Raw genomic sequence first — 12609 nt, 5'->3', positions numbered from 1 at the left:
TACGCGCCGGGCTCAGCTGCCGTTGGTCTCGATGATCCCGATCCGCTCGGCCGGAGTCTTGCCCTGCAGCGCCTTGGCCAGCGCCACCGCGACGTCCGTCGGGGCGACGGGCTGCTTGCTGCCGTTGCCGCGCTCGATCAGCACGCCGTCGAAGAAGCCGCCGTACAGCTCCTTGAGGGCGTTCAGGTCGTAGTGCTCCACCAGCTTGCCGTCCACCACCCGCATGGAGAGGACCTTCCACAGCGAGTTCTGCGGGCTCAGCGGCAGCGAGTGCGCCGGGTCCGTCTGGACCTTCACCAGGGCCGACATCGCGGGCTTGGCGAAGGTCCGCATCTTCCGGTCCACCTCGGCGTTGCTGATCTGCGGCTGCTTGGTGACGACGGGCAGGGTGATGACCTTGTTCTGCCCGGTGGCGGCCCGCTGCCGGAACGCCTCGTCCACCGCCGCGACCGCCTTGTCGACGTCCAGCGCCTTGCCGGCCTTGCCGTACACCGCGACGGCCTTGCCGGGCTCGAACTTGATCGTGCCCTCGCGGGCCGTGCCCGAGGTGCCCGCGAGCCGCTCCAGCGCGTCCTTGAGCTTCTCCTCGTCGATCGTGACGACGGGCTCGGCCTGGTGGGTGCCGCCGAACAGCGAGCCGATCACGGTGACCGGGTTGTAGTCGCGGCCGGCGACGCCGCGGACCGTGGCCTCGGTGTCCAGGGTCAGGCCCGCGACGGACGGCTTGATCTCCTTCTGCTGGCCGTCCACGGACACCTTCAGCGGGGCGGTGGTACGGCCCTCCAGCGCGGTGTCCAGCTTCTGGACGGCCGTCTCCTTGGAGGTGCCGCCGATGTCGACGCCCAGCACGGTGGTGCCGTTCGGGACGTCGGCGTGGTTCATCACCAGGCCCGCGCCGTAGGCGATGCCGCCGAGGACGACGAGCGCGCCCACGGCCATCACCAGCTTGGAGCGCCCCTTCTTCTTGGGGCGGGCGGCCGCCGGGGCGGCGGGGGGCTTGGGGCCGCTCGGCGGGGTGGCGTCCTCGGCGGCCGGGGCGGGCGCGTCGGTGCCGCTCCCGGCGGGCGGGAAGGGCGAGCCGGGCCGGTTGCCCGTGGGCGGGACGACGGGGATGCCGCTGACCAGCGTCTCTCCGGAGACATGCTCGGCCGGCGCGCCCCCGCCGGGGGCCGGGTCGGGGTCGCGGAAGATCGGCGGGGTCGTCGTGGAGTCCTGCCCCGGCTTGCCGCCGAGGCCGCCGAGCGGCCCGGCCGACGCCGCGGGGCTCGTGCCCGTGGTGGCGCCGAGGCTGCCGGACAGCGGCGAGCCGTTCGGCGGGGTGGGCGGCTGCGCCGCGCCCCCGCCGCCGCCCGCGGCCGGTGGCCGGGTGGCGCCCGGGGCCCGCCCGGGCAGCCGCATCTCGCCGGTGACCGGGCCGGTCGTCGGGCCGCTGGGCTCCGGCGCGCCGGGGAAGCCGCCCTGCGGGGTGTCGGTGAAGTACGGCAGGTCGGCGCCCGGCCCGCCGTCCTGCGACACGGCGGGGAACTGCTGGGTGGTCTGCGGCGAGGAGAAGTCGGAGCCCGGGAACGGCTGCCCGCCCTCCACCGTCGGAATCGGCTGGGTGGCCTCGGCGACGACGGGGAACTGCTGCGTGGTCTCGGGCGCGGACCCGGAGCGCGCCGAACCGGACGTCCCGGAGCCGGACGGCACGGACCCGGACTGCGTGGCGCCGGACGGCGGGGCCGGGGGCTTGGGCGAGCCGCCCGTCGTGGCGGCGCCGCCCTTGGGCTTGCGGGGCGCGAACCAGTCGCTGGTCCGCTCCTCCTTCTTCTCCGGCTTCTCCGGGTGCTCCCCGCGCGCCGCCCCGGCCGCTCCCGGGCCCGCCGCCGGGGCGGGGCCGGGCCGGGCGGCGTCGCCGGCGCTCTCTGCGTCGTCGGCGGACCGGGGGCCCGGTACGCCCTCCTCGCCGACGGGGGTACGCATGACGACCGGGGGGATGGGTCGCGAGCCCGGGATGTTGATCTTGATCCGGGTCGTCAGCGTGGTCTCGGTCTTCGGTTCCTCCGGCCTGGCCGCGGCACGCGCCTCGCCGTCGCCGGAACCGCCCTGCCGGGCCTCCTGCGTCGGGTTCGGCGACGGGTACTGGCGGGATCCGTACGGCGGGGTGCCGGGCGGGTAGGCGGCGGCGCCGCTGCCCTTCCGGGCCCCGGAGGACGAACTGTCAGATTCACGGCTCAAAGCAGGTTCTCCCAGTTAGCTCCGCCGCCCGTCAGACTCGCGCGGGCGGCTCGGCGGCGGCACCACCTTACTGGGCCACACGGGCACGCACTTGACGACCGCTGTATCGCCGCAGCCCGCGCACCGGCGGGCGCCGCCCGCCGTCCTGGGAACGCCCCGGCGAAAACGTGACGTCACTTACCAAGTCGGGCCGGGCCGCTGCCCGGTTGCGACACCTTCGGCATCGTGGCACACATCACACCGGCGAACATTCCGCCCAGGAGAAAAGCATACGAACCCGCTCCGGCACCGAAAAGGAAATCCCCCTCGGGACGGGCCACCGTGAGGAACAGCACCGCGATCACCCACGCCCCGGCCGGCACCGCCCCGCCCAGCCGGGTGCCCATGGCCTTGACCCCGCCGTAGCAGAGGGCACCCACCGCGAGCAGCGCGAGCAGCAACCCGCCCGGAAACCAGGCCGCTTGGACCAGCGCGCCCGCGGCGGCGACCAGCGCACCCACCACTCCGAGCAGCACATACGCCGCCACGCGCCCGGCCATCACGCCGTCACCCCGGCGAACAGGTCGTCCTCGCGGCCCCGGTCCGCGCCGGGCGGCGGCACCGCCCGCCCCTTGACGAGCAGATAGTGCTCCCTGGTGAACAGCGGCTGACCCAGATCGTTCGAGAGCGCGAAGAAGGGCCCGTCCACCACGATCTGGGTGGCGTGGGCCCGCATGGCCTCCGCCTTCGCCTCGGCGTGGGCGGAGCCGTCCACCGTGGCCGTCACCCGGTCGTCGTCGACCACCCCCGGCACATCACCGGCCGAGGCGATCCCCGGGAACGGGGCGTCCGCGCCCGCGGCGCGCAGCCGGGCGAAGCCCTCCTCCAGCTCCGAGCGCGGAACGCAGTTCCAGTAGACCTTGGCGATCTCGTGGGGGTCGCCCAGGTCGCGGCGGTAGACCGGCTCCGCGGCCAGCTCGGCGGCGCGCATGGCGACGCGGTGGGCCTGGATGTGGTCGGGGTGGCCATAGCCCCCGTGCGGGTCGTAGGCGACCAGGACCTGCGGGCGCACCTCGCGGATCACCTCGACCAGGTGGGCGGCCGCCTCGTCGACGTCCGCCCGCCAGAAGCACTCCGGGCGGGCGTTCTGCGGGGCGCCCATCATCCCGGAGTCGCGGTACCGGCCGGGCCCGCCCAGGAAGCGGTGATCGCTGACCCCCAACGCCTTCATCGCCACGGCGAGTTCGCCCACCCTGTGGGCGCCGAGCGCGTCGTCGCGGTCGGCGGCGAGGTGCGCCAGGGCGGGCGGGATGACCTCGCCCTCCTCGCCGAGCGTGCAGGTCACCAGGGTGACGTGGGCGCCCTCGGAGGCGTACTTGGCCATGGTCGCGCCGTTGTTGATCGACTCGTCGTCCGGATGTGCGTGTACCAGAAGCAGGCGACGGGCGGGAAGGACCGGGGTCATGGGCACAGCCTACGAGCCCCGCGGCCTGAGCCGCGGGTCAGCCATGGATCAGAGGTCGACATCTCCGATCATGTTCGCCACGTTCGTCGTGAGGTCGTCGATCGTCGGGGCGATCGAGGAACTGGCGAGGTAGAAGCCGAGCAGCACACAGAGGAGTGCGTGCCCCGACTTCAGCCCAGCCTTCTGGACGAGCATGACGACGATGATCAGCAGCAGCACGACCAACGAAATCGAGAGCGCCACAGCGGCTCACCTCCAGGTACACGCGCTCGAACGGACGACATATTCATGCCACAGGGGGCCTACCCACTATGCGCAATCGATCATAACTATGGGCCCGTGCGCACGACTCGGTGCACGGGAGCATGACAGGGGCGCATGCCTGTTCGCACCGTCGGCCTCGTCATCAGGCCTGATTCTCGCCACATCCGACAACGTGCGCTCCGCGTCCGCCACGGGCTGAACATGCCGGGGGCAATCGGAGCGGAGCCGTACGCTCGCCCTATGACCGGACAGCTCTCGTTCCCCCGGCAACACGCCCGCACCCAGCGCTTCACCCTCGGCGCGCCGAGGGCCTTCACGGTGGCGCCCGACGACTCGCGGGTGGTGTTCCTGCGCTCCCGCTCCGGCACCGACCGGGCCAATCTCCTGTGGGTGTACGACCTCGCCGAGCGGCGGGAGTACCCCGCCGCGGACCCGGCGGCCCTGCTCGGCGGCGCGGAGGAGGAGTTGTCCGCCGAGGAGCGGGCGCGCCGCGAGCGCAGCCGCGAGGGCTCGGCGGGGATCGTCGGCTACGCGACCGACCTGGCCGTCGAATTGGCCGCTTTCACACTCTCGGGACGGCTGTTCGCCTCCGAGTTGCGCGCCGGCGTGACCCGCGAACTCCCCGCGCCCGGGCCGGTGGTCGACCCGCGCCCGTCACCCGACGGACGCCGCATCGCCTATGTGGCGCAGGGCGCGCTGCGCGTAAGAGACCTCGACGAGGGGGCTGGGGGCGCTGACGGGGGCGGCGGCGACCGGGCGCTGGCTCGGCCCGAGGGCGACACCGTCACCTATGGGCTCGCGGAGTTCATCGCGGCCGAGGAGATGGACCGCTCGCGCGGCTTCTGGTGGTCCCCGGACAGCGACGCGCTGCTGGTCGCCCGGGTCGACGAGGCGCCGGTGCGCAGGTGGTGGATCGCCGACCCCGCGCACCCCGACCGGCGGCCCGCCGAGGTCGCGTACCCGGCCGCGGGCACCGACAACGCGGAGGTGCGGCTGGTGCTGCTGGGCCTGGACGGGTCGCGCACGGAGATCGAGTGGGACCGGCGGCGCTATCCGTACCTGGCCCGGGTGCACTGGTCCGCGTACGGCCCGCCGCTGCTGCTGGTCCAGGCGCGCGACCAGCGCAGCCAGCTCTATCTGGCCGTGGACACCGCGACCGGGCGCACCCGCACGGTGCATGTGGACGAGGACCCGGTCTGGCTTGATCTTTTCCCTGGGGTGCCGTCCTGGACGCCGGACGGGCGGCTGGTCCGCATCGCCGACGAGGGCGGCGCCCGGGTGCTGATGGTCGGCGACCGCAAGCTCACCTCGGGGGCGCTGCACGTCCGTTCCGTGCTCGACATCGGCGACGAGGACGTGCTGTTCTCCGCCTCGCCGGGCGCGGACGCCGCCCTGCCCGAGGGGCCCGGCGAGATCGGCGTCTTCCGCGCCTGGTTCCGGGGCAGCGGGGACCAGGGCGGCTGGGAGCCGGTGGGCGAGCGACCCCGCCCGGCCGTGTCCTCGGCCGTGCGCGGCGGCGAGGTCGTCGTCCTGTCGTACGCCGGGCCCGACCGGCCCGGCGCGACGGTGGAGGTGCTCAGGCCCGCCGCCGACGGCTCGGCCGACCGCCTCGCGGAGATCCCCTCGCACGCCGAGCGGCCCGTCATCACCGCCCGCCCGCACCTGGTCTTCGCGGGCGAGCGCGACATCCCCTGCGCGGTGCTGCTGCCGTCCGGCCACAGCGAGGGGGACGGGCCGCTGCCCGTCCTCATGGACCCCTACGGCGGCCCGCACGGCCAGCGCGTGGTGGCCGCCCACAACGCCCACCTCACCTCGCAGTGGTTCGCCGACCAGGGGTTCGCGGTGATCGTCGCCGACGGCCGCGGCACGCCCGGCCGCTCCCCCGCCTGGGAGAAGGCCGTCCGCGACGACCTGGCGGCGGTGACGCTGCGGGACCAGGTCGAGGCGCTCGAGGCGCTGGCCGAGCGCTATCCGCTGGACCTGTCCCGGGTCGCCATCCGGGGCTGGTCGTACGGCGGCTATCTCGCCGCGCTGGCGGTGCTGCGCCGCCCCGACGTCTTCCACGCGGGCATCGTGGGCGCCCCCGTCACCGATCTGCGGCTGTACGACACCCACTACACCGAGCGGTATCTCGGCCACCCCGACGAGCAGCCGAAGGTGTACGCCGAGAACTCGCTGGTGACCGACGAGGGACTGTCCGGCGCGGCGGAACCGCACCGTCCGATGATGATCGTCCACGGCCTGGCGGACGACAACGTGGTCGTCGCGCACGCCCTGCGCCTGTCCTCCGCACTGCTCGCCGCCGGGCGGCCGCACGAGGTGCTGCCGCTGTCCGGGGTGACCCACATGACGCCCCAGGAGCAGGTCGCCGAGAACCTGCTCCTGCTGCAGGTGGACTTCCTGAGGCGCTCGCTGGGCGTGAGCTGAGCCCGCGCGCCCCTGCCTCTACCAGCCCGGCGGGGGCGGCGGCGGGGGCGAGGACGGGGGCGGCGGGACCGTGGGCGGCGTCGCGGGGGGCGCCGGGGGCGGGGGTGGGCTCGCGGGCGGCGGGCCGTAGCCATAGCCGCCGTCCGCGCCGCCGTAGCCCCCGTAACCGCCGTCCGCGCCACCCTGGTTGCCGTAGCCGCCGTAGCCCCCGTCGGCGCCGCCGTAGCCCCCGTACGGCGGTGCCGCGGGCTGTCCCCACCCGGTGGGCGGCGCGCCGTCGGCCGGGACCCCGGGCTGGGCCAGCGCGATCAGGACGACCAGGCCGACGAGGATCTCGAAGAACGCGGTCAGCACGGAGAGTTGGCCGACGGTCTCCAGGTCGTCGAAGTGGTCCACGAAGTCGAACTTGATGTACAGCGAGAGCGTGGCGATGCCGTAGCCCAGCACCAGGAACGCCGCCGTCATCCCCAGCGGCCGGGCCGGCGCCGACCGGCCGAGGGCCGCGAAGGCCGCCGCCAGGGTCAGCAGGGCCACCGTCCAGGCGGCCCAGGCGCTGGGCGGCGAGAGCAACGTGGTCAGCGTGTACTTCCCGGTGAGCTGGTACTTGTAGAGGTCCCAGTCCCGCTTCTGGGCGAAGTAGATCTGCCAGGCGCCCCCGATGACCGCGGCGGCCCCCAGGAACAGCGCGGCCGTCCCCCCGGCCCCGGGTGTGAGCCGGGCGGGCGGCCGGCCGGCGGGCGGGACGGCGTAGTCGGGGACGGCCGCGTCGGCCGGGCGCCGGCCGACGGCCACGACGACCAGCAGGGCGGCCCCGAGCAGGACCGCCGTCCACGCGCTCAGCTGGGCGCGGGTCTTCAGGTCGTCGGGGATGCCCCGCATCCAGTCGGCGGGCAGGTTCCACAGGCTGGGCAGGCGCAGCGCGACCGTCGCGAGGCCGGCCGAGGCCAGCGCTCCGGCGGTGGCCGACGAGCGCAGCGCGGTCATCCCGACGACCGCGTAGAGGATCAGCAGGAGCAGGTCGGCGAGGGATGAGCCGAAGAGGGTGCCGGAAAATCCGTACGGCATCCCGGCCCAGGTCCACCACACATGACTGGCCTCGTCGGCCTTGTCGAAGTCCCGGATGATCCACGCCAGTGAGATCAGCCCGAGCACGGCGCAGACCAGCGCGCCGAAGACGCGTGCCCCGCGGTTGAGAATCCGTCCCTGCCCCATGGCTGTAGGTTTGCCCCGCCCCGGCCCCCGATCAACCGTCCCGGCGCCACCAATGTGCCGGCGCAGCCCGGGAGGGTCCGCGCGCCCCGGCACCGCCGGGGTGGGCGACCGGCCGGGGCGACATGGCGCGCCCCGGCCGGTCTACGGCACCCGCACGGCCGTACGCAGTTCAGCCTGGCGCGTCCGTATATCGGTCTCGCGTCGGCCAAGTTGCTTGCCTGTTAACGCGGTTGATGCCCGTTGCTCACCGTTTGCCGCCCTCGGATGATCTCTGTCAAGCACGCCGGGACCTCGATCTGCAAAATGTTCGCTCAAGGTTGCCCGGTGGGCACCTTCCGCTTCCGCTGGCCCCTTGACTGGGCTGTTCAAGGGTTGCGAAAGTCCGCTCATCCCGAGACGCGCACGATCGGCGACCGGGCAGCGACATGACGCGAGTAGACAAGCGCGATACACAAGCGATCAGTGCGGGGGGCGCTACGCGATGACGAGTCCTTCCCAGGCCGCCGCGGCCGGGGCGAACGCCCCCGTGCCGGGCCCGGACGCCGAGCCGACGGGCCAGGTCGGCAAGGAGGGCGCCCCGCCGGTGGGGCGCTCGCCCGGCCAGCTCATGTGGCGGCGCTTCAAACGCGACAAGACAGGCGTGATCTCGGCCTACGTCGTGATCTTCTTCTTCCTCATCGCCCTGCTCGCTCCGGTGATCGCCTGGCTGTACGGCAAGGACCCGTACACCACCTATGGCCTCGACCGGCCCGGGCTGCTCAACGAGTTCTACTACCCGATCAAGCCCAACGGGGGCATCGACGGCGAGTTCTGGTTCGGCCTCCAGCCCCAGCTCGGCCGGGACGTGTTCACCCAACTCCTGTACGGCATACGCACGTCACTGCTGATCGCGGTCGCCGTGACCATCCTGTGCACCATCACCGGCATCGTCGTGGGCGTCACGGCCGGCTACATGGGCGGCAGGACCGACTACTTCCTGGGCCGTTTCATCGACCTGCTCCTGGCCTTCCCCGCGCAGCTCTCCTTCGTGGCCTTCACCCCGGTCGTCTACTCGCTCTTCGTCAGCCCGGAGAAGGAGACGCCGACGTATCTGCGGGTCATCACCCTGATCCTGGTCCAGTGGGCGCTGGGCTGGATGGGCCTGGCGCGGCTGCTGCGCGGGCAGGTGCTCAGCCTGCGCGAGCGGGAGTTCGTGGAGGCCGCCAAGGTGACCGGCGCCTCCCCCTGGCGGATCATCCGCAAGGAGCTGCTGCCGAATCTGTGGACGCCGATCCTGGTGCAGTCGACGCTGATGCTGCCGACCTTCGTGACCGCCGAGGCCGGGCTCTCCTTCCTCGGCGTCGGGCTCGTCGAACCGACCCCCGACTGGGGACGGATGTTCGCCACCGGAGCCCGGCACTACCAGAACGACATCACGTACATGTTCTTCCCGGGCGTGGCCATGGTGATCTTCGTGGTGGCCTTCAACCTGCTCGGGGACTCGGTCCGGGACGCATTCGATCCGAAGACTAAGCGCTAGGCAGGTGCAACGACACATGACCTCATCTCAGCGGGGCAGAGGGCGGCTGGCGGCCGTCTCTTTGGCGATCGGGGCCCTCGTGCTCTCCGCCTGCAGCAGCGGCGGGGGCAAAAGTGGCGACGAGCCCCTGGAGAACAAGCCGGACAAGAACCGGGCCGAGAACTACTCGCTGGGCACCGCGGCCGACTCCGCGGGCCCGGCCCCCGAGGTGCCGGGCGCCAAGAAGGGCGGGACGGTCAACGTCCTGCAACGCGACGCCTTCACCTACCTGGACCCGGCGCAGATCTACTACGCCGACATGCTGACCGTCCAGATGCTCTACAACCGGTCGCTGACCAGCTACAAGATCGACGCCAAGGGCCGGGTCAAGCTCGTCGGCGACCTCGCCACCGACACCGGCAAGTCCTCGGACGGCGGCAAGACCTGGACGTACACGCTCAAGGACAACCTCAAGTTCGAGGACGGGTCCCCGATCACCTCCGCCGATGTCCGGCAGTCGGTCGAGCGGCTCTACGCCAAGTGGGCCACCGACGGCCCGCTGTACATCCCGCAGTGGCTCTCCGGCGAGGGCCAGAGCTTCCGCAAGGCGCTGCCCGACGGCCCCTACAAGGGCAAGCACCTGCCCAAGGACGTACTGGACACGCCCGACGACAAGACGATCGTCTTCCACTTCAAGAAGCCGCACGCGGACACCCCGTACGCGGTGGCCATGCCCAACATCGGCGCGGTGCCCTCCGACGGCAAGAAGGACACCGCCGACAAGTACACCAACCACCCGGTGTCCTCCGGGCCCTACAAGATCGAGAAGCTGAACCCGGACAAGTCGCTGACGCTGGTGCGCAACCCGGAGTGGGACCCCAAGACGGACCCGGTCCGCCACCAGTACCCGGACAAGTTCGACATCCGCTTCGGCGTCCAGGAGCCCGACTCGGCCCGCCGGCTGCTGGCCGACCGGGGCAGCGACAAGCAGACCATGTCGTTCACCAACGCGGTGACCCTGGAGGCCGGCGAGGAGGTCGCCAACGACCCGGGCACCAAGTCGCGCACCTTCCTCGAGGTGCAGCCGTACGTCGACTACATGGCCATCAACATGGACCGGATCAAGGACAAGAAGGTCCGGGAGGCCATCGCCTACGCCATGCCCAACGCCCAGATCCTGGGCCAGTTCGGCGGCAAGCGGGCCGGGCAGGTCGCGGGCAGCCTGGTCGCCCCCTCCCTGGCCGGCTGGAAGGACTTCGATCCCTTCGGCAAGACCAAGAAGGGCAACGAGGGCGGCGACATCAAGAAGGCCAGGCAGCTGCTGAAAGAGGCGGGCAAGGAGGGGCAGGAGATCGTCTACGCCTACCCCAACACCACCGAGTACCAGAACGTCTCGCTGGTCGTCGCCAAGGCCCTGAAGGCCGCCGGGTTCAAGGTGGAGCGCAAGGAGATCGACTCCAACAACTACTCCACCGAGATCGCCAAGGTCGACAACGGCTTCGACATCTACCGCGTCTCCTGGGGCGCCGACTGGCCGGTCGGCTCCACCGTGGTGCCGCAGTTGTTCGACAGCAAGGCCGTCGCCGACGGCTCGCAGAACTACTGGCACCTCAAGGACGGCAAGGTGGACGCCGAGATCGCCCGCATCCTGAAGGTCACGGACGTGGAGAAGGCCTCCGGTGAGTGGGTCACCCTCGCCAACAAGATCCTCACCGACGACGTGCCCGGCGTCCCGCTCTTCTACAACCGCCAGTGGTCCATCTGGGGTTCGGGGCTCGGCGGCATCACTTACCACCCGGTATACGGAACCGCGAACCCGACCGGGGTGTATGTGAAGTAGCACCGCGAACGCCACGCGGCGGAGCCTCGTCCCGCACAGCCGGCCCCCCGCCGCGTGGCGCTCCACCAGCTCCCTGGGCACGCTGTCCGCCACCCCGAGGGTGACGGACGGCGCCGCCCGTCCGATCCCGACCTGGTCGCCCAAGGCGCCCGTACCGGAAGACCCGCGACGCCATGCTTCGTTTCCTCGTACGCCGCTCCCTCGGCGCGATCGTCATCATCCTTCTGATCAGCGCGATCACGTTCTTCTGCTTCTTCGCGCTGCCCTCCGAACCGGCGCAGCTGGCCTGCGGCAAGAACTGCGGCCCGGACGCCATCGCCCTCATCAACAAGAACCTGGGCCTGGACGAGCCGGTCCCCGTCCAGTACTGGCACTATCTGGTGGGCATCTTCGCCGGCCGGGACTTCGAGGTCGGCCATTGCCCGGCCCCCTGCTTCGGGTACTCCTTCACCAACTCCCAGCCGGTCTGGGAGACCATCATGGACCGCTACCCGACCACGCTGTCGCTCGCCGTCGGCGGCGCCGCCGTCTTCCTGCTCATCGGGGTCGGCATCGGCATGATCGCGGCGGCCCGGCGGGGCACCTTCACCGACAAGTTCTTCAGCTCCCTGTCGCTGATCGGCAACTCCCTCCAGATCTACTTCGTCGGCGTCATCGCGCTGTGGCTGCTGGTCGACAGCTGGGGCCTGATCGACCGGCCCGAGTACTACCCGATCACCGAGAACCCGGCCAAGTGGTTCAGCGGGCTGCTGCTGCCCTGGCTGGTGCTCTCCATCATCTTCATCGCCAACTACAGCCGTATGACGCGCTCCCAGATGGTCGAGCAGCTCAGCGAGGAGCATGTGCGCACCGCGCGGGCCAAGGGCATGTCGGGCCGCACGGTCTTCTTCCGCTACGCCTGGCGCGGCGCGATCGCCCCCATCGTCACCATCGTCGGCATCGACCTCGGCTCGCTGTTCGGCGGAGCGATGATCACGGAGTTCACCTTCACCCTGCACGGTCTCGGCCGGCTCGCGGTGGAGTCGGTGACCGAGAAGGACCTCCCCATGCTGATGGGCGTGATGCTCTTCAGCTGCACGGCGATCGTCATCGCCAACATCATCGTGGACGCGCTGTACGCCGTCATCGACCCGCGCGTGCGCCTCGCCTAGGAGTACGACCGACGTGACCACCCTGACCAAGTCCGAGGCCGCCCCGGCGCCCGCCGCGGGCGACGCCTTCCTGTCCGTGCGCGATCTGTATGTGCGCTTCGCCACCGAGGACGGCGTCGTCAAGGCCGTGGACGGCCTGTCCTTCGAGCTCGAGCGCGGTCGCACCCTCGGCATCGTCGGCGAGTCCGGCTCCGGCAAGTCCGTCACCAACCTCGCCGTCCTGGGCCTGCACGACCCGCGCACCACCGAGATCCGCGGCGAGATCCGGCTGGACGGCCAGGAGCTGACCCGGGCGCCCGAGCGCACCCTGGAGAAGCTGCGCGGCCACAAGATGGCGATGATCTTCCAGGACTCGCTCACCGCCCTCTCGCCCTACTACACCGTCGGCCGCCAGATCGCCGAGCCCTACCGCAAGCACACCGGTGCCTCCCGGCGCGAGGCGTGGGACCGCGCGATCGAGATGCTCGAGAAGGTCGGCATCCCCAACCCCAAGCTGCGCGTGCGCGACTATCCGCACCAGTTCTCCGGCGGCATGCGGCAGCGCGCTCGCCATGGC

The 12609-nt window shown here is 71.7% G+C and carries 10 protein-coding genes; 5 read left to right on the top strand and 5 right to left on the bottom strand.

All coding sequences use genetic code 11. The features are described from left to right. Positions 1-12 precede the first annotated feature (12 nt). The 4 genes from BBH68_RS39565 to BBH68_RS19145 all read right to left on the bottom strand — a co-directional run bounded on the left by BBH68_RS39565 (position 13) and on the right by BBH68_RS19145 (position 3904). On the bottom strand, positions 13-2217 hold the full coding sequence (locus BBH68_RS39565) for a peptidoglycan binding domain-containing protein (protein ID WP_065964101.1): 2205 nt from the start codon (positions 2215-2217) through the stop codon (positions 13-15). Positions 2218-2390: 173 nt separating this feature from the next. Continuing rightward, positions 2391-2756 carry a DUF6113 family protein gene (locus BBH68_RS19155; RefSeq protein WP_065964383.1) on the bottom strand — a complete coding sequence of 122 codons (366 nt, stop codon included), beginning with the start codon at positions 2754-2756 and terminating at the stop codon, positions 2391-2393. Beyond that, positions 2756-3661: an N-acetyl-1-D-myo-inositol-2-amino-2-deoxy-alpha-D-glucopyranoside deacetylase gene (mshB, locus tag BBH68_RS19150; protein WP_065964098.1), complete on the bottom strand. Its 906-nt coding sequence runs from the start codon at positions 3659-3661 to the stop codon at positions 2756-2758. The genes BBH68_RS19155 and mshB overlap by 1 nt, the downstream gene beginning before the upstream one ends. A gap of 48 nt (positions 3662-3709) precedes the next feature. Next, a complete protein-coding gene (locus BBH68_RS19145) occupies positions 3710-3904 on the bottom strand; it encodes a hypothetical protein (RefSeq protein ID WP_065964097.1) in 195 nt (64 codons plus the stop codon). A 261-nt stretch (positions 3905-4165) separates the two neighbouring features. Here BBH68_RS19145 and BBH68_RS19140 point away from each other — a divergent pair, with 261 nt between their 5' ends. Beyond that, positions 4166-6352 (top strand): S9 family peptidase, encoded by a 2187-nt coding sequence (locus BBH68_RS19140; protein ID WP_065964092.1) that lies wholly within the window; start codon positions 4166-4168, stop codon positions 6350-6352. An 18-nt stretch (positions 6353-6370) separates the two neighbouring features. On the opposite strand, the gene BBH68_RS42010 is transcribed toward BBH68_RS19140, so the two are convergent. Further along, the gene (locus BBH68_RS42010; RefSeq protein ID WP_065964091.1) at positions 6371-7564 is read right to left on the bottom strand and encodes a hypothetical protein; all 1194 of its coding nucleotides are present in this window, start codon (positions 7562-7564) and stop codon (positions 6371-6373) included. A gap of 481 nt (positions 7565-8045) precedes the next feature. Here BBH68_RS42010 and BBH68_RS19130 point away from each other — a divergent pair, with 481 nt between their 5' ends. From BBH68_RS19130 to BBH68_RS19115, 4 genes are all read left to right on the top strand, one after another. Continuing rightward, positions 8046-9083 (top strand): ABC transporter permease, encoded by a 1038-nt coding sequence (locus BBH68_RS19130; RefSeq protein WP_076970783.1) that lies wholly within the window; start codon positions 8046-8048, stop codon positions 9081-9083. Between the two features lie 16 nt (positions 9084-9099). Further along, the gene (locus BBH68_RS19125) at positions 9100-10902 is read left to right on the top strand and encodes an ABC transporter substrate-binding protein (protein ID WP_065964090.1); all 1803 of its coding nucleotides are present in this window, start codon (positions 9100-9102) and stop codon (positions 10900-10902) included. Positions 10903-11075: 173 nt separating this feature from the next. After that, a complete protein-coding gene (locus BBH68_RS19120) occupies positions 11076-12053 on the top strand; it encodes an ABC transporter permease (RefSeq protein ID WP_065964089.1) in 978 nt (325 codons plus the stop codon). Positions 12054-12066: 13 nt separating this feature from the next. After that, positions 12067-12609, top strand: a 543-nt coding sequence (locus tag BBH68_RS19115; RefSeq protein WP_141713024.1) for an ATP-binding cassette domain-containing protein, incomplete at its 3' end; no start/stop codon positions are given.

The organism is Streptomyces sparsogenes (assembly GCF_001704635.1).
Classification (GTDB): Bacteria; Actinomycetota; Actinomycetes; order Streptomycetales; family Streptomycetaceae; genus Streptomyces; species Streptomyces sparsogenes.
Note: the sequence above shows the minus strand (reverse complement) of the source record. Positions and strands in the feature narration are given on the sequence as shown.